Consider the following 24,821-nt stretch of genomic DNA (forward strand, 5'->3'; position numbering starts at 1 on the left):
ACGCCGACCGGACTTCAGGCGCCGGCACGCACCAGGCCGCACTCGTAGGCGTAGACGACGGCCTGCACCCGGTCACGCAGGCCCAGTTTGGCCAGCACCCGGCTGACATGGGTCTTGACGGTGCCCTCCGACAGGAAGAGGCTGCCGGCGATCTCCACATTGGACAGCCCACGGGCGATGAGGCCGAGGACCTCGCGTTCCCGTTCGGTCAGCGCGTCCAGCCCCGTGGTCGAAACGGTCGACCCGGATCCCGTGCTGAAATAGCGGTCGAGGAGCCGGCGGGTCACGCTCGGCGCCACGACCGCTTCACCGCGGGCCACCACGCGGATGGCCGCCAGCAGGTCCTGGGCCAGCGCATCCTTCAACAGAAACCCACTCGCCCCCGCGTGGAGCGCGGCGTAGACGTACTCGTCGAGGTCGAAGGTGGTGAGGATGAGGACCCGGGTCCGGCCGCCACCGTCGCCCCCGCAGATCCGACGGGTCGCGTCGACGCCGTCGACCTCGGGCATCCGCACGTCCATCAGCACGACGTCGGGCCGCGATTCGAGCGCGATCCGCGCCGCCTCGGCGCCGTCGCCCGCCTCGCCGACCACCAGCATGTCCGCCGCGTTCTCGAGGATCATGCGGAAGCCGGCACGCACCAGGGCCTGGTCGTCCGCCAGCAGGACACTGATCATGAGCGGCGCTCCTCGATCGGCAACGCGACCCGCACGATGAACCCGCCCTGCGGACGGGGACCGGCATCGAGCCGGCCACCGAGCAGCTTCACGCGCTCGTGCATCCCGCGCAGCCCGTTGCCACGACCGTCGTCGTGCCCGACGCCGGACCCGTCGTCGCTGACCTCGATGGAGACCGCCGACGCGGCGTACGCGACGACGACCTCCGCGCTCGCGCCCGCGCTGGCGTGGTTCATGGTGTTGGTCAGCGCCTCCTGCACGATGCGGTACGCCGAGAGATCTACTGTGGACGGCAGCGGGACCGGGACGCCGTCGATACGCAGCCGTACCGGCGTGCCGGCCTCCCGCACCTGGGCGAGCAGCGCGGGCAGCCTGGCGAGGCCCGGTTGCGGGTGCCACGCGTCGTCGACCTCGCCCACACTGTCGAGCACGCGGCGCATGTCGGCGAGGGAGTCGCGGCCCGTCTTGACGATCGCCTCCAGGGCGGCCCGGGTGTCGGCCGGCCGGTTGTCGAGCGCGGCGGCGCCGCCCTGGGCCTGGATCACCATCACGGACAGCCCGTGGGCCACGACGTCGTGCAGTTCGCGGCTGATCCGGCCGCGCTCGGCGGCCACCGCCAGCACCGCCCGCTGGCCCTGCTCCCGCTCCAGGTAGACCGCCCGTGCGCGCAACTCGTCGAGGTAGGCACGCCGGCTGCGGGTGCCCGACCCGATCGCCCAGGCGGCGATCAAGGTCAACCCGAGCCCCGGCAGGTCGTCCCAGGCGATCGCCCAGAAGCGCTCGCTCGGGAACTCGTCCGGGACCGGACCGGGATCGAACTGCTCGCCGGGGAGTGGGCGGACGGGCGGCGGAACCGGCATCCCCCGCGGTGGCAGCCGCGCCTGCTGGGCCGAGGTGACGGCGAACGAACTCGAGCCCAGGGCGAGCACCAGCATCCCGGACAGCACCACCAGGGAGAGCGCCCAGCCGTAGCGAACGGCCACCGTGTACAGCAGGATCGGCACGCTCAGGTCAATGATCGTGAGCGGCATGAACACGGCCAGGTGGATCACCGCGGCGACGCAGCAGAGGCCGAGCATCGGAAACGGCCATAGCCGCCGGAGCGCGACGCCGGCGACCGCGAGCCCGGTGGCCGTCCACCACAGCGCGGTGCGGATGAACGGCTCGACGGCGCCCGGCACGTCAGCCATCTCGCTCAGGGTCTGATCGGCGCCGTTCACCAGGGCACAGACCAGCAAGAGGACGAGCGCCAACGCCGCGTCCCCCACCGCCGGCCGGCGTGCCCAGGCGCGCGCACTCTCCACCAGGTGTTCTGCCATGACCTCGTGAGCCTACGATCCGGCGAGACCCCGCCACATCCATCGGGAGACATATGGTGCGGGCTTCGGGATACCTCTCACGACAGACGCGGGTATCGCCGGGCGGGCAACAGGATGACCGCATGACTCAACGTGAATCTGCGACAACCCGCTCGGTCGGCCTGCGGGCCGCCCTCGCGGTGATCGTCACCGGACTCGGAATGACGTCGCTGGTTGCCGGTACGCCCGCCGCGGCGGCGGCGAGCTCACCACGGTCGACGGTCGCCTGGAAGCCCTGTCCCACCTACTCCGACGAGGCGCTCCGCGTCATGGTCCCGCCGGACCGGCTGGACCGGTTCAAGGAACTGCTGGGCCGCCTGGAATGCGGCACCGTCAACACCCCGCTGGACTACGACAGGCCACACGGCCGGCAGATCACCGTCGCGCTCACCCGGCTCAAGGCTCGGGACCAGGCGCACCGGTTGGGCAGCCTCGCCCTGAATCCCGGCGGTCCGGGCGGCAGCGGGTACCTCATGCCCGTCGAGTTGCTGACGATGGACGACGCCGACGGGCTCAACGAGCGGTACGACCTGATCGGCTTCGATCCGCGCGGCGTCGGATACAGCACGAAGCTGAACTGCTCCCCGCCGGCGGAAGACCCCGGTCCGCAGCCGGCCGGTCCGATCACGCAGGCGGCGGCACGGCGCCAGTACGACGCACAGGTGCGGGCCAACGCCGCGTGCGGACGCTCGGACCCCGGCTTCCTCGGCCAGCTCACCACCGCCAACGTGGCCCGCGACCTCGACAGGATCCGGTCCGGACTGCGGGAGCGGAAGCTGAACTTCATCGGCGTCTCCTGGGGCACCTGGCTCGGCGTGGTCTATCGCAGCCTCTTCCCCGCCGGCGTGGGCCGGATGTTCCTGGACAGCGTCGCGATCCCCCGCTTCAGCGTCGTCGCCTTCGAGGACGGCCGCGCCGCAGCGGCCGAACGCAACGCGCGGCGGATGGCAGCGTGGATCGCACAGCGTCACGACCAGTACGGCTTCGGCACCACGCAGAAGCAGGTGCGGGACGCGATCGTCGCCCTGCGCGCCGATTATGACGCGAACCCGCGCCGGTTCACCGATCTCGACCGGCCCCTCGACGGCGAGCTCATCGCGCTGGCCGCGAGCCAGGATGCGCCGGTCTGGCCGCTCGCCAGCCAGGTGCTCAAGGAACTGCGGGACGCGACCGGTCCCACCGCGCCACCCACCGTCAAGGAGGTCCTCGGCGAGCCGGCACCCGAGCCCGAGCTGCCGGCGGACCTGCCGGAGCGGGGCAACCGGACGATGAACCTGGCCGCCTTCTGCAACGAGGACCCCAGCCGGCTCGGCTTCGACGCCGCCTGGGCGGCGTACCAGCAGCGCCTCGCGGACAACCCGTTGACCGGCCGGGCCGGCGGTTTCTCCGCCGGGTGCGCCGGCTGGCCGCTGCCGGTGCGGACGGTACGGCTCCGCCCCGGCGGCGGTTCGCTGGTGCTGTCCGGGCACCGGTACGAAACCCCCTCGCCGTACGAGTGGACGTTGCAGACGAAGGCCATCGTCGGCGGCAAGGTGTACACGGTGGACGACGACGTGCACGGCTCGGTCCTGCGGGAGCCGGCCTGCGCCGCCGACGTGGTGTCGTACTTCGACACCGGCCGGATCGACGGCGGGTGCCCCGGGGTTCCGGTGCCCACCGGGGCCGGCGAAGCGGCGGCTGCGAAGTTGAGCCTTTCCGGCACGGGCTCCTGGAGCTGACGCCGCGGCCCAGGGCCGGCACCCGGTGCCGGCCCTGGGCCTTCCGATAGGTTCAGCCGGTGGGCGAGCCGGCCGGGGTCCTGCCCCCATTGCGCCGGTGGCCCGACCGGGCCACGATCTGTCCATGATCGACTTACTCGGTGCGGCCGGCGTGGATCCGTTCGATGAGGCGGTCTATCGCGCGGTCCTGACCCGCCACACCGCGACTCCGGCCGATGTGGCCGCCGAGCTCGGCTGCACCCAGGAGCGGGCGGCCCGCTCGATGGATCGCCTCCGTGAGCACGGCCTGATCGCCCGGCGCAGTGGCCGGCACCGCCGGTACGCCGCGGTCGACCCGCACGTCGCCGTGGAGGCCCTGATCCGAACCAAGGCCAACGACCTGGACCGGATCCGGGCCGCGGTCGGCGATCTCGCCCGCCTCTTCGTGGCCGCGCGGGCGGACCAGGCCGACCAGATCGAGATCGTACGCGGCAGCGACGCGCTCCTGCGGTGGTTCGTGCGGCTGCAGCAGGAGGCTCGCGAGGAGGTGCTCGGCCTCGACCGGCCGCCCTATGTGGAGGCCGTGCAGAATCCGGTGGAGGACACCGCCCTCGGGCGCGGGGTCCGCTACCGCGGCGTGTACGCGCCGGAAGCACTCGAAGGCTCGAACCTGCTGGAGATCCAGGAACTGGTCCGGCGCGGGGAACAGGCCCGGGTGCTGCCCGGCCTGCGGGTCAAGATGGCCATCGCCGACCGCCGGCTGGCGCTGCTGCCGTTGTCCTTCGAGATGAACGACGTCCGCGCGGTCGTCGTCCGGCCGTCGGCGCTGCTGGACGCCCTCGTCGACTTCTTCGAGCTCTGCTGGCAGCAGGCCATTCCGCTGCCCGGTGCCGCCGGAGACGAGATAGACAACGACGACAAGTCCCTGCTCGCGCTCATGGCCGCCGGCCTCAAGGACGAGGCCATCGCCAGGCGGCTCGGCTGGTCCCCGCGCACGATGCGGCGCAGGGTCAGCGACCTGCACACCCGGCTCGGCGCGGCGAACCGTTTCCAGGCCGGCGTGCTAGCCGCCCGCCGAGGCTGGCTGTGACCAGCCAGGCCGTGAGGGCCCGGTCCGGACCCTCACGGCCGTTGGCCTAGCCGATCTCGTACGCCCGGATCACGGTCTGCCGGAACGTGTTGCCGGCGCTGTCCGAGCCGCCGGCCCGCAGCGAGACCCATCCGGTGGCGGGGTGGGTCAGCGTCACCGTGCCGGTGGTGCCGCGGAGCTTCACCGGCGCCGGCGTCCAGGTGGCACCGTCGTCGTACGACGCTTCGATGGTGACCTGCCCGCGCAGGCCCCGGCACCGTGTGGGTCCCTGCTGCTGCGCGACGAACGGCACGGTGAACCGCGTGCCGCCGGGCGCGACGCCGTTCTCGTTGGTGGGCGGTTGGAAGCGCAGCACGGTCACCGGCAGCGGCGTGGTCGTGTCGGTGCGCGCCGAGGAGAACGTCCAGCTCGCCTCGACCCGCTGCGAGCTGGGCCCGTACCACGAGAGGCTCCGGTTCGCGGTCACGTCGAGGCGGTACCGGGCCGCTTCGGCGTTCACGTCCCAGAAGCGCAGCCCGGCGAAGTCCTCCTCGTCCTCCCAGGGCCGGTCCCAGCTGCCGAGCAGGGTGCCGTCGCGGTAGAGGCTGGCCAGGCCGGTGGTGGTGCCCGCGGCGTTGTAGTTGTAGTGGTCGGGGTTGGAGTCGCCCCACAGCGCCAGTTGCGGGATGATGCGGTCGCCGGTACGGGTGAGGAACTGGCCGTTGGCCGGGAGGGCCGGCCCGGCTGCCGGGTAGTTCCAGGTCTCCTCGCCGGCCGGGCCGGGCCGATAGGACCGGGGGTTGCTGAGCTGCCGTCCCCCGGCGTAGTAGGCGGACCCGTCGGGTGTTCTCGTGCGGGACAGCATGCTGCTCCAGACCACCTGGGAGTCGGCGGTGTAGTACTCCACCCGGCGGCTCGCGAGGTTCACGTTGCGCACCGAGGGGGCGCTCGCCGTGAACTGGCCGGGCGCGAACCCGGTGGTGAACCAGCCCACATGGCCGAACCTCTGGTCACCCCCGGCGCGCGTTTTGCCGTAGTCGCCGATCACCTTGGCAAGACGGCGGGTCGGGACGTGGTACGACAGCCGGTCCGGCACGCCGCCCCGGTTGTGCTCCACCAGGGCGTAGACCGGGCCGGTGACCGGGACGGTGGGATCGCTGTTCGGCGGCACCAGCGTGCTGCGGTAGTAGTAGCGGTAGCGGTCGTCGCGCAGCCGGCGCGGGGTCGGGACCGCCGAGAACAGGACCGGCGTGGTGCCGAACTTCCACAGTCCGAACTGCGAGGTCTCGCGCACGCCGGAGGCGTTCACCGAGGTGTGCAACGAGCCGAACTCGTTGAACAGCGGCGCCACGGCCGGGTCGGCGACGCCCACCGACACGGGCTTGGCGGCCCGGGCGTCGAACGCCACGGACAGGTTCTCGTCCAGGGCCGCGACCGGCCGGCTCTCCAGGGTCAACTCGGTGCGCACCCGGTCCGTGCCGGTGGTCGAGATCATCGCCGTGATGCCGTAGGTCCCCTTGATCATGCGCAGCGTGGTCTTCGGGCTGCCCTCCCACACCCACACGGTCACGGCGCCGCCGCTTCGGTCGAGCGGGAACACCGTGACGTACCCGGGGTAGGGAGCCCGCGGCGACTCGCCGTTGCGGTCCAGGGCCGTGAACGTGAAGTCGTAGCTCTCCGGCTCGAACATGGCGCCGGCGGTGGTCTGCACCCGCACCGCGCCGTCCGGGCTGGTCGCCTCCAGCCGCCAGGCGTACGCACCGCCGGCCGGCGTGGCGAGTGCGGCGGACGGGGTGATGGTCACGGTCACGCCGGCCTTGCCGTGCGCCGGCACGGTGACCTCGGTGGCGGACAGGGTCAGCAGGCCCGCCGGCGGGGTCGCGCCGGACGGCGACGGGCTGAGCCGCAACGTCACCGGTGTGGCACCGTCGTTGACGTAGTCCACGGTCCGGGTCACGGGCGCGTTGTCCGCGTACGGCCACCGGAAGAGCTCCGCCCCGATGCTGTTCGGGGTCGCGCTCACCGCCTGGCTCGTCGCCCGCGCCAGGTCGACCAGTCCGGCGCCCTGCTCGTACACGCTCTGCCCCGGCTGCGGGCGCGCGGTGGCGGTCATCGTGGCCTTGAGCCGCTCGCCGTCCCAGTCCGGATGCTGCTGGGCGAGCAGCGCGATCGCGCCGGCCGCCGAGGGCGTGGCCATCGACGTGCCCGACAGCACGGTGTAGTTGTCGTCGATCGGCCCGGTCGGGCCTTCCGGGTCGAAGTCACCGACGGACGTGCCCTTGGCCCGCGCCGAGGTCACGTTGACGCCGGGCGCGGTGATGTCCGGCTTGACCGCGCCGTTGCCGAACCGCGGGCCCCGGCTGGAGAACGACGCGATCGCACCGGTGGCGTCCACAGCGCCGACGGTCAGCGCGGAGTCGGCCGCGGCGAGCGCGCCGATCGTGGTCGCGCCCGGCCCGGAGTTGCCCGCGGCCACCACGAACAACGAGTCCGACTGCTCCGACAAGGTGTTGGCGGCCTGCGACAGCAGGTCGGCGCCGGAACTCGGGTTGCGCGAGCCGAGGCTCATGTTGACGATGTCCGCGCCCTGGGCGACGGCCCACTCCATGCCCGCGAGGACGTCCGAGGTGAACCCGGAGCCCCCGGCGTCCAGCACCTTGCCGACGAGCAGGTCGGCGTCGGGCGCCACGCCGGCGTAGCGACCGCCGGAGGCGGCCCCGCTGCCGGCGACGGTCCCGGCCACGTGCGTGCCGTGGCCGTTGTCGTCGTTCGCGTTGGCCGAGTTCCGGAAGAAGTTCCACTCGCCGACCACCAGATCCTGCAGGTCCGGATGGTCGTGGTCCCAGCCGGTGTCGAGCACGGCCACCTTCACACCCTTACCGGTGAGGCCGGCCTGCCGGGCCGCCGGCACACCGATCTGCGCGTTGCCCACGTCGTTCAGGGCCTCGACCCGGGTGTCCAGCACCACCTCGCTGACGCCGGCCGCCAGCGACGCGGCGGCGGACCCACCCACGATGTCCGCCCACAGCGCCGTGGGCGCGTCGCGCCGCTGCTCGACCGCGACGGCGTCGATGCTCTCCAGCACCCGGCGGTCCGTCGCGCCGTCGACCACGGTCAGGGCCGCCGGCACCCGCCCACCCGCGTACCTGATGATCAACGGCAGGCCCTCGCCGCTCGCGTCGTCGAGCCCTTCGCGGATCAGGCGGGAGACGTTGAACAGCTCCGGATCGAGCGTGCCGGCGGCCAGCAGCCCGGAGGCGTCGGACGGGACGACCCGCACGTCGTCGCCCTCGGTCTGCTGATAGAAGGTCATGTCGGCGCGGCCCTCGCCGGGTTTCACCGTCACCGCCCGGCGGCCGGCCCCGAGCTCGGTGACCACGACGGTGTCGCCGGTGATCAGCGTGACGTGGTTGCCGGAATCCGCGGCGGCCGGGTCTGTCGCGTCGGCCGGCTCCGCACGCACCGGTGCTCCGGTGCCCGCGACGAGTGCCGCGGCAAGCCCGACGCACAGAGTGCGGGCCAGCCGCCTTCGGATCATGCTCATCGTGCTCCTCAAAAGAGTACGGTGTGGACACCTCCGATCTAAATCCACAAACTTGAATGCACAAGATTATTCGGGCGGCCCGTTGCGGCCATTGGCACATCCCGGCCACGACCGATGCCATGGCCGGCCCGCCCAAGCCAGGCGCCGATCGCGGATACCGGCGGTGCGCCCAGCCATTTCAGCGATCCGCAGAAGTGGATCCGCGAGGCGATGGGTGCCCGGTCGGCGCCGACCAGGTCGATCAGATGATCGAGATCACCGTTTACCGGCCCGGGTGCAGCCCGAGCGAGCCCGGCGTGGGCGGGCCCTGCACCTCGCCGAAGTAGAGGGCGAAGGTCTGCTTCCAGCGTTCGACCTCGGCACGGTCGGCCATGAAGTGTGCGAAGCCGTCCAGGTGGGCGTTGGGGTATTTCCAGATCGGCTTGAGCCCGCCGGCGGGGGTGACGTCGGTGCGGACCGACCAGCCGGTGAAGGAGGCCTGCTGCACGGGGGCGGAGAGTTGCCAGTTCAGGTAGAGCTTCGCGGCGGCGGGGTGCTCGGCGCGGGTCAGGAGGGCGGCGCGCTGCCCCCATGCCATGAAGGGGTGCCCGTTCGGCGCGGCCCATCGCACACCGGGCGCCAGGGGCCCGGTGAGCGAGCCGGCGCCGCCGATGCCGATCGTTTTCTGCTTGCTGGCGACCGCGACGATCGGGGTGAAGCTGCCGCGGGCGAACTGCGGGTGCTGGGCGGCGAGCCGGCTGATCCAGTCCCAGCCGTAGGTCTTCGTGTACAGGCTGTACAGGTACAGGACCGCGTCGTCGTCGTGCGGGTACGAGGACGAGATCGCGCCCTTCCAGCGCGGATCGACCAGGTCGCGCGGCGAGGCGGGTCCGCTGCTGCCGAGGTCGGCGTCGTACATGTAGCTGAAGGCGAGGACCTGAATCGCCACCCACGCACCGTCGGGGTCCCTGAACGTCGGGTGCAGGGCCGAGAAGCCGGCCGGCTTGTAGGGCTGCAGCACACCGAGGCTCTTCCACCGGGTGAAGTCCTGCAGCGTCTGCAACTGCACCAGGTCCGGTACGAGCGTGCCGGTGGCGAGCTGGTTGTCGACGCGTACGTCGTGGTACTTGCTGTAGTCGACGATCATCGTCAGCTTGATGTCCGGGAACTGCGACAGGAACGCCTGCTTGGTGGCGTCCTGCTGGTCCGGAGTGTCGCCGCCGGCGTAGATGACCAGCTCGCCGCCCTCGCGGCGGGCGTCGGCGTAGAGCTTGTCGAGCGACTTGCGCTCCTCCGGCACCGGCCTGCCGGGACGAGCCGCCGAGGCACTGCCGGCGACCGAGGCGCCCAGCGCCGCCGCGCCGAGCATCGCGCCGCCCGCGCCGAGTGCGCGCCGCCTGCTGAAGGTGTTCATGGGATCGAATCCTCTCCGCTGGATCACGGGCCGCACGTCGGAGCCGAGGCCTCGCGATGCGGCACGGATGCCAATGTAGTTGAGCGTTCAACCAGATGTTGTCACGCTATGGCCATCAGGTTGAATCGTCAACTGTTACCTGGACCACCCCCTGGCGGCGCCCGGGCCGGCGCGGCCGTCTCGTATCGTCGGTCTGATGGAGCAGGTGCCGTGGTTGACCGAGCGTGAAGAGCGGGTGTGGCGGCTCTTCGCGGCCGTGCTCGTCCTGGTGCCCGACGAGGTGGAGGGGCAGCTGCAGCGCGACGCCGAGCTGACGCACTTCGGCTACTGGGTGCTGTCGGCGCTGTCGGAGGCGCCGGCGCGGGCGATGCGCATGAGCGAGCTGGCCGAGATGGCCAACGGTTCCCGGTCGCGGCTGTCGCACCTGGTCGCCGGCATGGAGCGGCGAGGATGGGTGCGCCGGGAGCGCTCCACGGACGACGGGCGGGGCAGCATCGCCGTGTTGACCGACGCGGGGTACGCCAAGGTGGTGGCCGCCGCGCCGGGTCATGTGGGTGCGGTGCGTTCCCTGGTCTTCGACGCGCTCAGCCCGCAGGGCCTGGACCATCTCGAAGCGGCCTGCACGGAACTGCTCGCCAAAATCGCCCCAAAACGCCCACGCACGCCGAGACTCGCCCGCCGAGCGGAAGACACCTGACGATCTCGGCCGGCTATTCGCCCTCTCCCGGGTAGCTGATTCCGCACCGCGTCCGGACGGCGTCCATGGTGCGCAGCGTGGCGATGGAATCGGCGAGCGGCCGCAAGGGGGTCTGCGTCCGCCCGTCGACGATGCACCGGGCGACCTCCGCGGCCTCGAAGAACAGTGCTTCGTGGGCGGTACGGGGCTCGGTGCCGCACAGCGCCGGGCCACCGCCGTTGGGTGTGAACAGCACGTCGCCGGGCTGGTAGAAGGGTCCCGGCAGGGTGAGCGTGCCGCGGGTCCCCGAGATGCTCGCCGTGGTCGGGGTGTCCCCGAACAGGGTGGTGTGTACGACGGCCTGCCGCCCGAGCCCGTCGCTGAGCACCGCGCCCACCTGCCCGTGCACGCCGGCCGGGTGGGGCTGGCTCGCGGCGAGCAGGGTGGTCGGCTCACCGAGCACCCAGGTCGCGAAGGACACCGGGTAGGTGCCCAGATCCAGCAACGGCCCGCCGGCGAGGTCGGCCCGCATGATCCGGTGCTCGGGGTCGAAGTGCTCCCCGCAGTCCGCCAGCACGGTGTGCACGTCGCCGAGCAGGCCGTCCCGCAGGACCTGCCGCACCACGTCATACCGGGGCAGGAAGAAGCTCCACAGTGCCTCCGCGCAGAACACGCCCCGGGCGGCGGCGAGCTCGGCGAGTTCCGTCGCCTGCCCGGCGTTGAGGCCGAGGGGCTTCTCGACCAGGACATGTCTGCCGTGTTCGATTCCTGTCCGGGCGCACGGCAGGTGATCCGCGTGTCCGGTGGCCACGTAGACGACGTCCACCCCGGGGTCGGCCGCCAGGTCCTCGTAGCTTCCGTAGGCGCGCGGGATGCCGAATCGATCGGCGAAGTCACGCGCCCGGTCGTGGTCGCGGGAGGAGACGGCGACGAACTGCTGCGTGGTGTGCCGCCGCACCGACCGGACGAACCGGTCGGCGATCCACCCCGTACCCATGACTCCCCAACGCAGGGACGGCGCCTGCCGGGGGTCGGGGGTCCGGGGTGTGGGCAGCACGGTGGTCATGCGGTGCCCACGTCGACGGCTGTCCACCGTCCGCCGGTCGACATGGACGTGATGACCGCGTCGGACACCGCGGCGGCGATCAACCCGTCCCGGCTCGTAGCCAGAGGCGTGGGCGCACCGGTCGTGACGGCGTCGACCCAGGCCTGGAGTTCCAGGCGGTAGGCGTCGGCGAACCGCGGGCGCCAATCCGCGGGATAGCCGGACGAACGCATGCCGGAGGCGTCCCGGACGACGTGCGCCGGCCCGGAGGTGCTGAGCACTCCCCGCTCGCCGACGACCTCGCACCGGATGTCGTATCCGTAGCGGGCGTTGAGAAACACCTCGACGGTGGTCAGCACGCCGTCCGCGGTTCGCAGCAGGATCACCTGGGGATCCTGCATGCCGTCGACCTCCCCGCTGCATCGCGGCGCGTGCCAGGCGACCTCGACGACGGGCGCGCCCAGCAGCCACGGCACGGTGTCGAACTCGTGGACGGCCGATCCGGTGATGCTCGACTCGCTCGTCGTCCCCGGTCCCGCGGACACTCCCCGGCTGACGCAGTGCACGAGCAGCGGGGTCCCGCAGGCGCCGGCCGCGAGGGCCGCTTTGAGCTCGACGTGGACGGGATCGAAGCGGCGCATGAACCCGAGCGAGAGCAGTCCCGGCATCTCCCGCTCGACCGTCCGGGCGACGCCGGCCGCCAGCGCCAGCGTGGGCGCCAGCGGCTTCTCGCAAAGCACCGGCTTGCCCGCCCGGACGGCCGCGATCGCGAACTCGGCGTGCGTCGCGTCGCTGGAGGCGATGACGACCACGTCGACGTCCGGGTCCCCGATGAGGCCCAGCGCGTCCGGGGAGACTCTCGCGCCGGACAGCCGCGCCGCGACGCCGGCCGCGCGGCCGGCGTCGACGTCGCTCACCCGGCTGACCACGGCGCCGGACACGAAGCGGTCGAGGATGACGGCGTGGTCGGTCCCCATCACCCCGGCGCCGATCACACCCACCCGAAGGACGCTCACGGCAGTGTCGCCCGACCCGGCCGCGAGATCGCCGCCAATAGACTCATCGGGTCACCTCGGCGGACCGGTAGAGCGCGGGCTGCTCGGCCAGGGACACGTCCATGCGCCTGCCGGAGTGCAGCGCCTCGACGCCGGCGTCACAGACGACCGCGGCCGCGTATCCGTCCCAGGCGCTCGGGCCGACAGGCGGGCCGCCGTCCGCGATCGAGTTGATCCACTCCTGGAACTCGGTGTCGTACGCGAGAATGAACCGCTCCCGCCAATCGGCGGGCACCGGCGTGGTCAGCCGGCCCTCCCGGCGTACCGAAACCGGGCTCTGCTCCCTCAACGCCGCCGTGCCGTTCTCGCCGACGATCTCGCCGCGGATGTCGTAGCCGTACCGGATGTTCACCGAGATCTCCACGTCGACCAGCGCGCCGCCGGCCATCTCGAGGATCAGCAGCAGCGGGTCCTGCAGTGGGCCGCCGTTGCGGCTCTTGCGCGGGATCAGCACCCGGGCCGCGGCGATCTCCTCGCCGAACATCCAGCGCACCATGTCGATCTCGTGCACCGCCGTGTCGACGATCGCGCTCTGGCTGGAGTAGGAGTCGGGGACGAGCGGATTGCGGTGGGCGCAATGCATCATCAGCGGCATGCCGATGTCGCCGGCGTCAGCCACTCGCTTGAGCGCCCGGTAGGCCGCGTCGTACCGCCGCATGAAGCCGACCTGCACCAGTCTGCTGCCGTGCGCCGCCTCCGCCGCGACGATCCGCAGGCAGGCCTCCTGCGTGGTGGCCAACGGCTTCTCGCAGAAGACCGGTTTGCCGGCGGCGATCGACGCGAGGACGTACTGCTCGTGGGTGGGTCCCCAGGAGCAGACGACGACCGCGTCGACCGCCGGGTCAGCGATCAGTTCCTCGCCGGCGGCGTGCACGGTCGCTCCGGTACGGGCACCGACCTCCGCGGCAAGGATCGGGTTCACGTCGGCGACGGCGACGACCCTCACCCCGGAGAGCACTCCGGTCATCCGCCGGATGTGGTCCTGGCCGATCATCCCGGTGCCGATGACTCCGACATTCAGCATGCGGGGTTCCTCTCTTCAGCGGCCCAGCTCGTGGGAAAGCTCGGTCAGCTCGTCGCCGCCGGCCATCTGGGTGGTCAGCTCGTCCAGGCCGACCTCGGAACGGTTCTTGTCCAGGACCGTGCCGCCCAGCTTCAGGATGATGAAATGGTCACCCACCAGATACGCGTGGTGCGGATTGTGGGTGATGAACACCACGCCCAACCCCGCATCACGCGCCGCCGCCGTGTACTTGAGCACCACACCGGACTGCTTGACACCCAACGCCGCGGTCGGCTCGTCGAGAATCAACACCCGCGCACCGAAATACACCGCACGAGCGATCGCCACACACTGCCGCTGACCACCCGACAGAGTGCCGATCGGCTGGTTGATGTCCTTGACGACAATGCCCATCTTGCGCAGTTCCTCATCCGCGATCCGCTTCATCTCCTTGATCCGCAGACCCGCAAGCGGATACTTACCGGCCCGCAGCTCCGAGCCGAGGAAGAAGTTGCGCCAGACCTCCATCAACGAGACCACAGCCAGGTCCTGATACACCGTGGCGATCCCGTGGTCCAGGGCCTCCCGCGGAGATCCGAAGGTCAGCTCCTTCCCGTCGACCTTGAGGCTGCCCTCGTTGTGCGGATGCAACCCCGACATGATCTTGATCAGGGTCGACTTACCGGCACCGTTGTCACCCAGCACACAGGTGACCTCACCCGCGTTCACCCGCAGATTGATACCGCGCAGAGCCCGGATCGCGCCGTAACTCTTACCGATCTCGGCCATCTCGATCAACGGCTCACCTCTACGCAGCTGCGCATCGGCATGCTCCGTCAGGGTGTCGGTCATGTCATCCCACCTTCCGCGCGGTGGACATCCGCTTGACGTAGAGGTTGACCAACACGGCGAGCAGCAACATCACGCCGAGGAAGGCCTTGAACCAGTTCGGATCCCAGCCGGCGTAGACGATCCCCAGGCTGGTCATGCCGAAGATGAACGCACCGATCGCCACACCGATCGCGTTGCCGTAACCACCGGTCAGCAACGTGCCACCCACGACCGCGGCGATGATGTACAGGAACTCGTTACCCACACCGTTACCGGCCTGCAGCGTGTTGAACCGGTACAGCAGATGCATGCCGACGAACCAGCCCAGGAACGACACCGTCATGAACAGACCGATCTTGGTCTTGATCAGCGGCACGCCCACCGCCCGGGCGCTGTCCGGGTTACCCCCGACAGCGAAGATCCAGTTACCGGTACGGGTGCGCTGCAGCACCCACGCCGCGAGGGCGACGAACAGAATCCACCAGATCACCGTGATCCACACGGTCACCGGCCCCACCTTGAAGCTGGACGCGAAGACCGCCTGCAACGAGCTGAAACCGTCGATCTTGCTGATGTCCGTGCTCGACACCGACCCGGTCACCAGCTTGGTCACGCCCAGGTTCGCGCCCTGCAGCACGAAGAACGTGCCCAGCGTGATCAAGAAGCTGGGAATACCGGTCTTCATCACCAGATAACCGTTGACGAAACCGATGAACAGGCAGAACAACAGCGAGACGAACGCGCCGACCCACAGGTTCATCCCGTAGTTCCAGCACAACATCGAGTTGACCAGACCGGCGGTGATCGTGATGACACCCGCGGACAGGTCGAACTCGCCACCGATCATCAGCATGCCCACCGCGACCGCGACGATCCCGATCGTGGAGGACTGGTAGAGGATCGTGAAAAACGACTCGGCCGACCGGAACGCCGGCGCCGCGGTGAAGAAGAAGGCGAAGATGATGACCGCCGCGACCAGCGCGCCCACCTCGGGCCGGGCGAGGATGCGGTTGGACCAGCCGAGTCGTACGCGATTGGGCGGCGCGGCGACAGGTGCCGCCTCGACGGTATGGCTCATGACTGAACTCCGATCAGAGCTGTCCGCGGGGCCGCCGTGCACCGGCGGCGGCCCCGCGCCCGGTCAGCGGGTGTTGTTCTTGGTGAACGGCAGGATCTTGTCGATGTTGGTTTTGTCGACGAAGGACGGTCCGGTGAGTACGGCTTTGCCGCCGCCGATGTCGTTGCCGTTCTTCAGGTAGAGGTAGAGCGAGGTGACGGCCAGGTAGCCCTGGACGTAGGGCTGCTGGTCGATCGAGAACTCGATCTTGCCGTCCTGGATGTTCTGCGCGGCTTCGGCGTTGAGGTCGAAGGTGATCAGCTTCGCCTTGCTGCTGGCCTGGTCCATGGCCTTGAGCGCGTCGATGGCGATCGGGGCGCCGAGGGTGACGATGTAGTCGATCGACTTGTCCTGGGCGAGCTTGGCCTGCAGGGTCGACACCACTGCCGCGTCGTCCGCGCCGTTGACCTGGATGTTCTCGGTGCCGGGGAGGACGCTCTTGACGCCGGCGCAGCGGGCCTCCAGGGCGACCGAGCCCTGGGCCTGGATCGCGCAGAGCGGGTGTTTGGCGCCGGCCTCGGCGATCCGCTTGCCGGCGGTGGAGCCGGCGAGGTTCTCATCCGAGCCGAAGTACATCAGGGCGCCGAGCTTCTGGTACTGGTCGATGCCGGAGTTGAAGCCGACCAGCGGGATGCCCGCGTCGGTGGCCGCTTTCACCGAGCCGGCCAGCGCGTCCGGGGTGACCAGGGTGGTGGCGATCCCGCTGACCTTGGAGTCGATGGCGTTCTGGATCAGCACCGCCTGCTTGGCGGCGTCGGGGTCGTTGGAGTATTTCAGGGTGGTCCCGGTGTCCTTGGCGGCTTGCTGGGCACCCGCCTTGATCTTGTCCCAGAAGGTGTCTCCGGGGGTCTCGTGGGTGATCATCGCGATGGTGTAGCCGGAGCTGCCGGCGGCGTTGGCGCCGGCGGCGCTGGTTTCGGTGGTCTTCTCCTTGCCGCCACTGCTGCACGCGGCGGTCGCCAGGGTGACTATCGCGGCCAAGGCGGCCAGGCGGGCGCCTCGGGATCGGGTATTCGTCATCGGAGAATGTGTCCTTCCTCAGGAAGATGCGGGGGTGGAGTGCAGACCTAGTGAGTTCAGGTATGTCCGGGTGCGCTCGGCGATCGGTAGCGGGCGGTCGAAGTCGACCGGGTACATGTCCTGCTCGACGACGACGAACAACTCGGCGTCCAGTTCGCTGAGGGCTTCGAGCAGGGCCGGCACGTCCGGGCGGCCGGCGGGCGGTTCGACGCTGGCGCCCTGCGCGACGGCCTGGCCGAACGGCAGGTCCTCGGCGACGGCGCGGTCGGCGATCGCCGGGTCCATCTGCTTGATGTGTACGTAGCCGATCCGGTCGGGGTACTTGCGGATGATCGCGGGGACATCGGCGTGCCGGTAGGCCAGGTGCCCGGTGTCCAGGCAGAGCGAGACAAACCGGGGGTCGGTCTCGGCCAGGAACCGCTCGGTCTGGGCCTGGGTCTCGACGTGGTAGTCCGCGTGTGGGTGGAACTGCATGGCCAGGCCGTATTCCTCGGCCAGCATCCTGCCGACGGTGTTGCTGTTGTCGATCAGTGCCCGCCAGCGCTCGGGGCTGAGTTCGGCGGGTTCGTGGTAGGCGCCGGTGACGTCGTCGCGGTAGCCGGGCACCGGGACGAAGATCAGGTGCCGCGCGCCGAGCGCCGCGGTCAGCTCGGCGACCTTGCGGGTCTCCGCGAGCACCGCCTGGAGGTCCTTGTGCGGGCCGCCGACCCCGGCGACGGTGCCGCCGGCACAGGTCAGCTCCCGCTGGGCGAGCTCGTCGCGCAGCCGCGCGGGGTCGGTCGGCAGATAGCCGTACGGGCCCAGCTCCAGCCAGCGGTAGCCGGCGACGGACAACTCGTCGAGGAACCGCTGCCACGGGGTCTGCCGCGGATCGTCGGCGAACCAGACACCCCACGAGTCGGGGCAGCTACCGAGTTGCAGGTGACGGATTTCCATGAACAGACAACCTCAGCTCGCGGTCGGGAAGGGCGGGGACGCGTGGAATTGCGGGATGCCTGCGGCCGACGGTCGCCGATGCCGGTGATGACCGCGCTGGGCGCGAAGCGAAGGTGGATTCGAGCACGGCGAGATCGCCGGTTTGCCGCGCGGATGCGGCGCGCAAAACGTCCGTCTGTGGCGAGGGTTTCAGCCCTGGCGCCGCTCGTGGGTCTCATCTCGTGGCGCCTGTCACATGTAACTGGCACGTGCTAGTTCTTGTCAAGACTTTGTTAAGACATAGGGCCCCTCGGGTACGCGTTTGAGACCGGCCTTACCGATGTCCGTCGTCGGCGGCTGCGCGTTGAACCACTACGCTCCCCGGGGGAACACGAAAACGGCGGAGGTGGGTCTGATGAGCGGCGACGTCACCGACGGGACCGGCCGCCCGGCCACCATGGCGGACATCGCGGCCCATCTCGGCGTCTCCCGGCAGTTGGTCTCCCTGGTCCTGCGCAACGCGCCCGGCGCCAGCGAGGAGACCCGCCGGCGCGTCCGGCAGGCCGCGAAGGATCTCGGCTTCAGCCCGCACGTCGGCGCCCAGTCGCTCCGGCGCACCCGCAGCACGGATCTGGGAGTCGTCTTCACCCCCGCCCACTCGACCGAGTCGGAGATCATCGAGCACATCTATCCGGCGGCAGCGACGCACGGATACGACGTGATCCTGAGCGCGCAGACATCCACCCGCACGACCAACCACGCGGTCGAGGAACTGCTCGGGCACCGCTGCGCCGGTCTGATCATCATCGGCTCCCCGCTCGACCACGCCGGCCTGCGCGCCGTCAGCCGGCGCAGCCCGGTGCCGGTGGTCGACGTGGGCTCCGGCCGGCGCAACACGCACTACGACATCGTGCGTTCCGCGGGAGACAACGGCATCGACGACATGGTGACCCACCTGGCCGGCCTGGGGCACCGGCGGATCGCCTATGTCGATCCGGCGGCGATGCCCGCGGCGGCGCTGCGCCGCCGCGGCTACGACCGGGCGGTCACCCGGCTCGGGCTCCCGGCCGACGTGCTCACCATGCCGGGCGACTACACCGAGAGCGACTACTTCGACGAAGCCGGGTCGGCCGCCGCGCGCCTCCTCCTGCGACGCGAGGCGCTGCCCACCGCCGTGGTCGCCCCCAACGACCACACCGCCGTCGGCATGCTCCAGATCCTCCTTCGCGACGGCGTACGCGTCCCCGAGGACGTGTCCATCACCGGATTCGACGACGCACCTGTCGCCCGGCTCTCCTCCGTCAACCTGACCACCGTCCGGCAGGACCCCCACCTCATGGGCGTCGCCGCGGTGGAGGCAGCCGTGCGACGAATCCAAGACCGAGACCACAAGCCCGGCGAAACCGTGGTGGCGACCTCACTCGTCGAACGCGGCAGCGCCGCGCCCGCACGATAACGGTCTCGCCCAGCCCTACCGGCGTTCCGCCGATGATCTGCCGGCCCCCGCCCTCGGCGCGAGCATGCAGACGATCAACGTCAACAACCAGGCCTACCGGCACGTGGAGCCGGGTGCGCTTCGACATCGTCCTCGCTCCCGCGGGCGCGTGAACCTGGCAGCCGCCCCGGCCGAGGGGTCGCGGAGGCGACGTGTCAGCCCTTCATGGCGCCGTCGAGGACGCCTTGGATGAAGTGGCGTTGGAAGAACAGATAGACCAGGACGACGGGGGCGATCACGATCAGGGTGGCGGCGGCCAGGGACGGGATGTCGACGTTGTACTCGCCGGTGAAGTAGCCGAGGCCGGCCGGGGCGGTGCGCCGGGCCGGGTCCTGGATGAGGATCAGCGGCAGCAGGAACTGGTTCCAGCACCAGACGAAGTACAGCACGCCCAGGGTGGTCACGGCCGGGCGCGAGTTGGGCAGCAGGATGCGCCAGAGCGTCGACCAGGAGGTGGCGCCGTCGAGGCGGGCCGCCTCGATCAGGCCGGTCGGCATGGTGGTGAAGTGTGACCGCATCCAGAACACGCCGAACGGCATGAACGCCGCGATCTCCACGAGGGCGAGACCGTACAGGGTGTCGGTGAGCCCGAGCGCCCGCAGGTCGTAGTAGAGCGGGATCACCGTGAGCTCGGCGGGCAGGGCCAAGCCGAGCAGGAGATAGCCGAAGATCTTGCCGCCGCCGGGTACCGGCATGGTCGCCAGCGCGTAGCCGGCGAGCGTGGCGAACAGCACCGACGCCGGCACGACCGCCAGCGCGACCAGCCCGCTGGAGAGCAGCAGCCGGCCGAAACCGGCCTTGGTCCAGGCGGTGACGAAGTTTTCCAGGTGGAACCCGTGCGGGGCCGTCAGCCCGGTCAGCGGGGCGCCGGCCGGCTGGATCGAGGCGGACAGCAGGGACAGGAACGGCACGAAGACGGCGGCGAGGAAGACGGCCATGACAGCGGGCGCCGCGAGCCGGCGCGGGAGGCTCACGGCCGCTCCCGGGACAGTCTGTTGATCACCAGGACCACCGCGAAGATCACCAGGGTGAGCACCACGGCGAGGGCGCTGGCCAGGCCGACCGCGCCGCCGCCGAAGGCGAGACGGTAGATCAGGATGCCGGGCACGACCGTGGTGGTGCCGGGGCCGCCGCCGGTGGTGATGTAGACGAGATCGAAGCTGGACAGCGCGGCGATCACGGTGATGGACAGCGCCACCGCGATCTCGGGTCGGAGCAGCGGCACGGTGATGGAGAGGAACTCGCGGACCGGGCCGGCGCCGTCGACCCGGCATGCCTCGTAGATCTCGCCGTCGATCCGCTGGGTGCCCGAGAGGAACAGCACCATGCACAGCCCCGAGACCACCCAGGTGCCGACCAGCCCGACCGCGAGCAGCGCCCAGTCGAAGCTGCCGAGCCAGGCCTGCTGCCAGCGTTCCAGCCCGACCAGGCCCAGGGCCTGGTTGACGGTGCCCTGCTCGGCGTACACCCAGCGCCACATGATGCCGACCGCGACCAGCGGCAGCACCTGCGGCAGGAACACCACCGCGCGCACGAGGATGAGGCCACGTCGCCGGCTGCGGGCCACGATCGCCGCGCAGACCAGCCCGATCGCGATCGGCAGTACCGAGAAGAACAGGATGAGCGTGCCGGCGTGCTCGGCGGCGGCGCGCAACTGCGGGTCGGCGACCACCGAGCGGTAGTTGTCGAGACCGGCGAACGACGGCAGCGTTACCCCGTCCCAGTCGAAGAAGGACAGGTACACGGTGTGCAGTGCGGGCAGCACGGTGAACAGGGTGTAGAGCAGCACCGCGGGAGCAAGGTAGAGCAGGCTGGACCACCGGCGGCTGCGGCGACGGCGGTGTTTTCCGCGCGGCGCGGCGGTCACCGGGGCCGGTGCCAGGTCGAGCGTCACTTCTGGTGGTACTTGTCGAAGTCGGCCTGCAGCAGGGCGAGGAACTCGTCGGCCGTGGCCTTGCCACCGGCCAACTGCTGCAGCGCGTTGGTCAGCGTGTCGGACATGGTCGGGCTGGAGGCGTTCTGGATGAACGGCTGCAGGCCCTGGTCTCGCACGGTCGCCTGCCAGCCCGCCAGCAGGGCGCCGAAGAGCCCGGTCTGGCTCGGCATAGCTTCGGCCTTCGGCGCCATGAAGCCGGCTTTCGCCGTGACCGCGGCCGCCTCCGCGCCGCCCACGAAATCGAGGAAGGCCGCCGCGGTCGCGGCGTTCTTCGTCTTGGCGGACACGCAGTAGTACACGCCCGCGCCGGTGGTGTGGAGCTTCGAGTCGGCGGTGGCCTGCGGCATCGTGAAATAGCCGGCGTTGTCGCCGAGGCCCTTGCCGACCGCGGCCGCCGCCCAGTTCCCGCTGATCCGGAACACGCCCTGCCCCTTCGCGAACCCCGCGGTGGCGTCGTTGTCGCTGATCCCGTTGACGTTGCTGGAAATGTAACCCTTGGTGACCCAGCGCTGGATGGTTTCGGCGGCGGTCTTCGCCCCGGGCAGCACGATGGTGGCGCCGGAGTGGCCGAAGGCCCACGCCTCCCGCTCGGCGGGGGTGAGGAAGACGGAGAGCAACTCGTTGAACGGGTGGTTGAGCCCGCCGTCCAGGTTGCCGACCACCAGGGCCAGCTCCCCGCCCGCCTTGGCCTTGGCGAACAGGGCCTCGAGCTCGTCGACCGTCTTGGCCGGCACGGTCAGGCCGAGGCGTGCGGCCTTCTGCTTGTTGTAGTAGACGCCCTCGAAGGAGAGGCCGCCAGGCACGCCGTACAACGAGCCGGTGCCGACGGTCTTGCCGTCGGGGGTGAGGGTGATCTGGTCGAGGCCGGGGAACTTCGCCGCCCAGCCGTACGCCGTGGAGTAGCCGTCGGTGTTGAGCAGCAGGCCGCCGGGCACGAGGTTTTGCATGCCCGGCGTGAACTGGGCGATGTCGGGCGGCGTGGCCGCCGACATGGTCAGGTTGATGCTCTTGAGATAGTCGTCCCAGCCCGTGTACTGCCGCTTGAACGTGACGTTGGGGTACTTCTGCCGGAACGCGTCCAGCAGGCCCTGGGTCATCGTGGTGTCGTCGGCGTCGGCCACGGTGAGGGTGACCGGATCGGTGGGCACGGTAGTGGAGACCGGTCCGGCGGCGGCGGTGGAGCCGCTCGACGACGAGCCCGGGGTCAGGGAACTGCATCCGGTCACGGTGACGGTGCCGACGGCGGCCAGGCCGGAGAGAAAGGTTCGCCGGGAGAAAGCGCTCATGGTGATCTTCCCTTGCTCGCGAATTTTGTGCGAACTTGCGTGGGGTTCCGCTGCGGGCCGGCTCAGCCGATGGTGACGGTCCGGCCTTCGCGCCGGGACTGCTCGGCGGCGAAGACGAGGTGGTGTGCGGCCAGCGCCTCGTCGGCGGTGGTCCCGATCCAGCCGGTGTCCCGGGTGGCGACGGCGGTGATGAACGCGTCCATCAGGCCGGCGTCGCCGCCCACGTGGCCGGAGAGCAGCGGGTCGTCGGGGCTGACCGGCACCTCGACGTCGAGCGTCTCGGTCCGGCGGGTACGAAAATCGGTCACCCGGATGCGGGTGCCGTCGCAGTAGATCTCGCCCAGCGTGCCGAACAGGTGTGTCTGCCGCGGCCGGCTGGTGGTGAACGCGGTCATCGTGAAGGTCGCGGTCGCGCCGCCGTCGAACTCGAGCGCCACCACCTGGTGGTCCACGACGTCGTTGTCGCAGGCCCAGACACACCGTCCGTACGGCCCGGTGCGCAGCGCCTCGGCCACCGACTCGGCGTCGGGCCGGGGCGTGAGCACCCGCAGCGGCCAGTGCAGGTCTCCGGCCGCCAGGTGATCCTGATAGATGCGGACGGCGGAGTAGGCGCAGGTCTGCTGGAGCGCGCAGTCGGTGCAGCGGTCGGCCGCACCGGCCGGACGGTGCTCCGGCCGGAACAGCTTGAGGCCGCCGAACGAGGAGACCGTACGGACCTGGCGGCCCACCACGAACCGCAGCCAGTCGAGGTCGTGGCCGGACTTGGCGAGCAGCATCGGCGCGCTCGTCTCGGCCCGCCGCCAGTTACCGCGTACGTAGGAGTGGGCGTAGTGGGCGAAGCCCACCGGCTCAATGTGGTCGACACTGACGATCTCGCCGATCCGGCCGGCGGCCAGCAGATCGCGCAGGGCCTTTGTGTAAGGCGCGTACCTCAGCACGTGACACACGCCGAAGACAATCTTGTTGTGTCGCACCGCGTCGACGACCTGGCGGCACTCCCGCTCGGTCGGTGCGATCGGCTTTTCCAGCAGAATGTCGTAGCCCGCCTCGGCGAACGCGACCGCCGGCGCCACGTGCTCCACGTCCTGCGTCGTGATGATCGCGACGTCGGCGCGCCGTGGACCGGCGGCGAACTCGCGCCAGTCGGTCGCGGTGTCCGCCTCGGCCAGCCCGTGCAGGTGGGCCGCGTCGGCCCGCCGGTCGGGATCGGGATCGGCCACCGCGACCACCCGGGCCCGATCGGGGTGCTCGCTGACCCAGTGGCCGTAGATGTCCCCACGGATGCCGGCCCCGACCAGGATCACCCGTACCGGATCTTCCATCATGCCGAACCTTCCTGGGGGTTGGTTTGATAACGCAATTTCTTTTTTTAATTGCCGAGACGATAGGCTTCGCCGCGTTGAGCAGGCAAGAAGCCGTTACCTAACTGTGACCATCGAAGGGGAGTCCTGGTGGGGAACGCCCCAGATTTCGTCTGGCCGCTCGGCGACCAGCTGGTCGACGGGCCGCCGCCGCTGGCCGCCGTCGGGGTGGGCGATCTGCGCGCGGCCAACGCGGCCGCGGTGCTCGGTGCCATCCGCGCGGCCGACCTCCCGCCGCGCGTGGCCACCCTGGCCGAGGCCACCGGCCTGTCCCGGCCCACGGTCGACGTGATCGTCGACGACCTGATCGGCAGCGGCCTCGTCGAGGAGGCCGCCGCTCCCCCGGCCCGGGGCCTACGCTCGCCCGGCCGGCCCGCGCGACTGTTCCGGTTCCGCCCCTCGGCCGGGTTCGTGCTGAGCGTCGACGTCCGCTCCCGGATGATTCGCGCCGGCCTGGCCGACCTGGACGGGCGGGTGGTGGCCGGGCGGCAGCGCGCGGTCCGCGCCGGCGCCGGCGGCCGGGCTCGGGCCGGCGCGGTGGTCGCCGCGGTCAACTCCGCGCTTGAGCAGGCAGGCGTGCCGGCCGAGCGGGTCTGCGCCGCGACGGTCGGCACGCCTGGTGTCGTCGATCCGGACAACGCCCGCATCCGTCAGGCCGACAACCTCGAGGGCTGGGCCGACGCCGACGTGGCCGGCGTGCTCGGTGCCGCGTTGGGCTGCCCGGTCGCGGTGGAGAACGACGCCAACCTCGCCGCCCTCGGCGAGCACTGGCAGGGCGCCGGCACCACCGTCCGGGAGATGATGTTCATCCTGCTGGGCGAGCGCCTGGGTGCCGGCATCATCACCGGCGGCCGGCTGCTGCGCGGCCACCACGGCGCGGCCGGCGAGATCGGCTTCATCCACTTCCCGCTGCCGGCCTCCGCCGGGGGCGGGTCCGACCTGCCCGGCCTGCGCTGGGCGGGACGCGAGGCCGACGTGATCGCCGCGGCCGCCGCGGGCGCCCCCGAGGCCGTGGCGGTGCTCGAGTCGATCGGCCGCCGCCTCGCCGAGGGCGTCGCCCCGGTGCTGCTGGCCCTCGACCCGGCCTTGGTGGTGGTCGGCACCGGCCTGTTCGCCGACCCGGCCCTCGCCGCCGCCGCCGAACTGGTGCGCGGCGCCGCCGAGCGGCAGGCCCGCAGCCTGCTGGTCGACCCGCCCGAGTGGCAGCTCTCCCGGCTGGCCGACGACGCCATCCTCACCGGAGGGTTCCGCTTCGGCCTGGCCGCGGTCGAGCGCATCCTCTCGACCCGGCCGACGAGCCTGTTCTGAGCAGGCGCCCGCATTGAGCGGGCGCCCGCCACGTC

The 24,821-nt window shown here is 70.8% G+C and carries 20 protein-coding genes; 5 read left to right on the top strand and 15 right to left on the bottom strand.

Annotated elements, in window-relative coordinates; genetic code table 11:
- Positions 1-14: 14 nt before the first annotated feature.
- The gene (locus DMB66_RS10685; protein ID WP_125803883.1) at positions 15-677 is read right to left on the bottom strand and encodes a response regulator transcription factor; all 663 of its coding nucleotides are present in this window, start codon (positions 675-677) and stop codon (positions 15-17) included.
- On the bottom strand, positions 674-1,996 hold the full coding sequence (locus DMB66_RS10690) for a sensor histidine kinase (protein ID WP_125803884.1): 1,323 nt from the start codon (positions 1,994-1,996) through the stop codon (positions 674-676). The genes DMB66_RS10685 and DMB66_RS10690 overlap by 4 nt, the downstream gene beginning before the upstream one ends.
- A 122-nt stretch (positions 1,997-2,118) precedes the next feature.
- Here DMB66_RS10690 and DMB66_RS10695 point away from each other — a divergent pair, with 122 nt between their 5' ends.
- Positions 2,119-3,753, top strand: coding sequence for an alpha/beta fold hydrolase (locus DMB66_RS10695; RefSeq protein WP_125803885.1), 1,635 nt, complete (start codon positions 2,119-2,121; stop codon positions 3,751-3,753).
- A gap of 124 nt (positions 3,754-3,877) precedes the next feature.
- Positions 3,878-4,822, top strand: a complete 945-nt coding sequence (locus DMB66_RS10700; protein WP_125803886.1) for a helix-turn-helix domain-containing protein — start codon at positions 3,878-3,880, stop codon at positions 4,820-4,822.
- 46 nt (positions 4,823-4,868) lie between these two features.
- On the opposite strand, the gene DMB66_RS10705 is transcribed toward DMB66_RS10700, so the two are convergent.
- Together DMB66_RS10705 and DMB66_RS10710 are read right to left on the bottom strand one after the other, a co-directional pair.
- On the bottom strand, positions 4,869-8,345 hold the full coding sequence (locus tag DMB66_RS10705; protein ID WP_125803887.1) for a S8 family peptidase: 3,477 nt from the start codon (positions 8,343-8,345) through the stop codon (positions 4,869-4,871).
- Positions 8,346-8,607: 262 nt separating this feature from the next.
- Positions 8,608-9,738: an ABC transporter substrate-binding protein gene (locus DMB66_RS10710; RefSeq protein WP_125803888.1), complete on the bottom strand. Its 1,131-nt coding sequence runs from the start codon at positions 9,736-9,738 to the stop codon at positions 8,608-8,610.
- A gap of 196 nt (positions 9,739-9,934) precedes the next feature.
- On the opposite strand from DMB66_RS10710, the gene DMB66_RS10715 reads away from it, so the two are divergent.
- Positions 9,935-10,435, top strand: coding sequence for a MarR family winged helix-turn-helix transcriptional regulator (locus DMB66_RS10715; RefSeq protein ID WP_125803889.1), 501 nt, complete (start codon positions 9,935-9,937; stop codon positions 10,433-10,435).
- 13 nt (positions 10,436-10,448) lie between these two features.
- Here DMB66_RS10715 and DMB66_RS10720 read toward each other — a convergent pair whose 3' ends face one another.
- The 7 genes from DMB66_RS10720 to DMB66_RS10750 form a co-directional block, all read right to left on the bottom strand.
- Positions 10,449-11,480, bottom strand: a complete 1,032-nt coding sequence (locus DMB66_RS10720) for a Gfo/Idh/MocA family protein (protein WP_125803890.1) — start codon at positions 11,478-11,480, stop codon at positions 10,449-10,451.
- Positions 11,477-12,460: a Gfo/Idh/MocA family oxidoreductase gene (locus DMB66_RS10725; RefSeq protein WP_199752228.1), complete on the bottom strand. Its 984-nt coding sequence runs from the start codon at positions 12,458-12,460 to the stop codon at positions 11,477-11,479. Before DMB66_RS10725 ends, DMB66_RS10720 begins: the two co-directional genes overlap by 4 nt.
- A gap of 58 nt (positions 12,461-12,518) precedes the next feature.
- On the bottom strand, positions 12,519-13,538 hold the full coding sequence (locus tag DMB66_RS10730) for a Gfo/Idh/MocA family protein (RefSeq protein ID WP_125803892.1): 1,020 nt from the start codon (positions 13,536-13,538) through the stop codon (positions 12,519-12,521).
- 15 nt (positions 13,539-13,553) lie between these two features.
- The gene (locus tag DMB66_RS10735; RefSeq protein ID WP_125803893.1) at positions 13,554-14,369 is read right to left on the bottom strand and encodes an ATP-binding cassette domain-containing protein; all 816 of its coding nucleotides are present in this window, start codon (positions 14,367-14,369) and stop codon (positions 13,554-13,556) included.
- Position 14,370: 1 nt separating this feature from the next.
- Entirely contained in the window at positions 14,371-15,426 is a 1,056-nt protein-coding gene (locus DMB66_RS10740) for an ABC transporter permease (protein WP_125803894.1), read from the bottom strand.
- 63 nt (positions 15,427-15,489) lie between these two features.
- A complete protein-coding gene (locus DMB66_RS10745) occupies positions 15,490-16,485 on the bottom strand; it encodes a substrate-binding domain-containing protein (RefSeq protein ID WP_125803895.1) in 996 nt (331 codons plus the stop codon).
- 18 nt (positions 16,486-16,503) lie between these two features.
- Entirely contained in the window at positions 16,504-17,421 is a 918-nt protein-coding gene (locus tag DMB66_RS10750) for a TIM barrel protein (protein ID WP_125803896.1), read from the bottom strand.
- Positions 17,422-17,815: 394 nt separating this feature from the next.
- On the opposite strand from DMB66_RS10750, the gene DMB66_RS10755 reads away from it, so the two are divergent.
- Positions 17,816-18,856: a LacI family DNA-binding transcriptional regulator gene (locus tag DMB66_RS10755; RefSeq protein WP_158647198.1), complete on the top strand. Its 1,041-nt coding sequence runs from the start codon at positions 17,816-17,818 to the stop codon at positions 18,854-18,856.
- Between the two features lie 194 nt (positions 18,857-19,050).
- Here the strand turns inward: DMB66_RS10755 and DMB66_RS10760 are convergent, their stop codons facing one another.
- The 4 genes from DMB66_RS10760 to DMB66_RS10775 form a co-directional block, all read right to left on the bottom strand.
- A complete protein-coding gene (locus tag DMB66_RS10760; RefSeq protein ID WP_233624464.1) occupies positions 19,051-19,869 on the bottom strand; it encodes a carbohydrate ABC transporter permease in 819 nt (272 codons plus the stop codon).
- Entirely contained in the window at positions 19,866-20,789 is a 924-nt protein-coding gene (locus DMB66_RS10765) for a carbohydrate ABC transporter permease (RefSeq protein WP_125803898.1), read from the bottom strand. Before DMB66_RS10765 ends, DMB66_RS10760 begins: the two co-directional genes overlap by 4 nt.
- Entirely contained in the window at positions 20,786-22,117 is a 1,332-nt protein-coding gene (locus tag DMB66_RS10770; protein WP_125803899.1) for an ABC transporter substrate-binding protein, read from the bottom strand. The genes DMB66_RS10765 and DMB66_RS10770 overlap by 4 nt, the downstream gene beginning before the upstream one ends.
- Before the next feature lie 62 nt (positions 22,118-22,179).
- On the bottom strand, positions 22,180-23,442 hold the full coding sequence (locus DMB66_RS10775) for a Gfo/Idh/MocA family protein (RefSeq protein ID WP_233624465.1): 1,263 nt from the start codon (positions 23,440-23,442) through the stop codon (positions 22,180-22,182).
- Positions 23,443-23,568: 126 nt separating this feature from the next.
- Between DMB66_RS10775 and DMB66_RS10780 the strand changes: the two genes are divergently transcribed.
- Positions 23,569-24,786 carry an ROK family transcriptional regulator gene (locus tag DMB66_RS10780; protein ID WP_125803900.1) on the top strand — a complete coding sequence of 406 codons (1,218 nt, stop codon included), beginning with the start codon at positions 23,569-23,571 and terminating at the stop codon, positions 24,784-24,786.
- Positions 24,787-24,821 lie beyond the last annotated feature (35 nt).

This window comes from Actinoplanes sp. ATCC 53533, from assembly GCF_003947245.1.